Origin of the sequence: Marinobacter sp. EhC06, from assembly GCF_001650915.1 — a bacterium.
Classification (GTDB): domain Bacteria; phylum Pseudomonadota; class Gammaproteobacteria; order Pseudomonadales; family Oleiphilaceae; genus Marinobacter.
In genome coordinates, this window is sequence record NZ_LXYO01000027.1 from 1 (window position 1) to 1,202 (window position 1,202).

Annotated in this window: 1 protein-coding gene; it reads right to left on the minus strand. The window is 54.2% G+C overall.

Annotated elements, in window-relative coordinates:
- Nucleotides 1-16: 16 nt before the first annotated feature.
- A protein-coding gene (locus A8B84_RS15835) for an IS3 family transposase (protein ID WP_227512784.1) occupies nt 17-1,128 on the minus strand; the annotation gives its coding sequence in 2 pieces (ribosomal slippage) (nt 17-867 and nt 867-1,128; 1,113 coding nt in all).
- Nucleotides 1,129-1,202 lie beyond the last annotated feature (74 nt).

Here is a 1,202-nt window from a genome sequence, read left to right on the forward strand (position 1 = left end):
TGTAAACATCCCTGTTTCAGTTGCACCGCTGATTAGAGTTTTCCGCCCGTTGGTGTTTCGCCAAGTATTCCCATGGCGTCAGGTCTTCCAGTGAATCGTGGGGGCGCTCATCGTTGTATTCCGTCATCCAGGATTCGGTCAGTTCTCGGACTTCGGTGAGGTTCCGGAAGACATACATATTCAGGATCTCGTCCCGATAAGTCCGATTGAAGCGCTCAACATACGAATTCTGAGTGGGTGTGCCCGGCTTGATAAACTCCAGCTCGATACCGTGTTGCTCAGCCCAATCTGCCAAGGCAATCGAGATGAATTCAGGGCCGTTGTCCATGCGTAGTTTGGCCGGGTAGCCTCGCCAAGCGATGATGCGTTCCAGAACCCGTATGACCCTCGGTGCTGGCAGATTCAGGTCAACCTCGATAGCCAGTACCTCCCGGTTAAAGTCGTCCACCACGTTAAACGTCCGGAACCGGCGACCACAGAACAGACTGTCGCTCATGAAATCCATGGACCAGCATCGATTAACGGCGACTGGCACGCTCAATGGCTCCGGGTTTCGTGTCGGGAGTCGTTTCTTGCCCCGTCGTCGTTTATTCAGGTTGAGTGCGCAATACAACCGGTGGACCCGCTTGTGATTCCATCCGTGACCCCAGCGTCGCAGCACTTTGAACAGTTTGCTGAAGCCGTAGGCGGGATAGCGCTCAGTCGCGCTTTGAAGCGCTGCAATCACCGGTTCATCCCGGGAGGTGTCCGGCCGATACCGGTATACAGAGTCACTGATGCCAGCGATTCGGCAGGCTCTGCGGATGCTGACACCGTGAGCCTGCTTGAGGTAATCCACCAGTTCTCGTCGAACGGCTGGCTTTACAGCTTTTTTTCGATCACATCCTTCAACAGTTTGTGATCCAGGCTCAGCTCAGCGTACATCTGCTTCAGCCGGCGGTTTTCCTCTTCAAGCTCCTTGAGGCGCTTCACATCAGAGGCTTCCATGCCGCCGTACTTTGATTTCCAGTTGTAGTAGGTCGCATCGGAGATGCCGTACTCCCGGCAGACTTCCTTGACCAGGCGACCGCCCTCGACCTCCTTCAGGATCTTGACGATCTGTGACTCGCTGTATCGTGATTTTTTCATGCTGTTCTCCGTTTGCCTCATTGTAGGCCGGAGAACTCTAATTACGCATGCACCGATTTTAGGGGATGGTTACA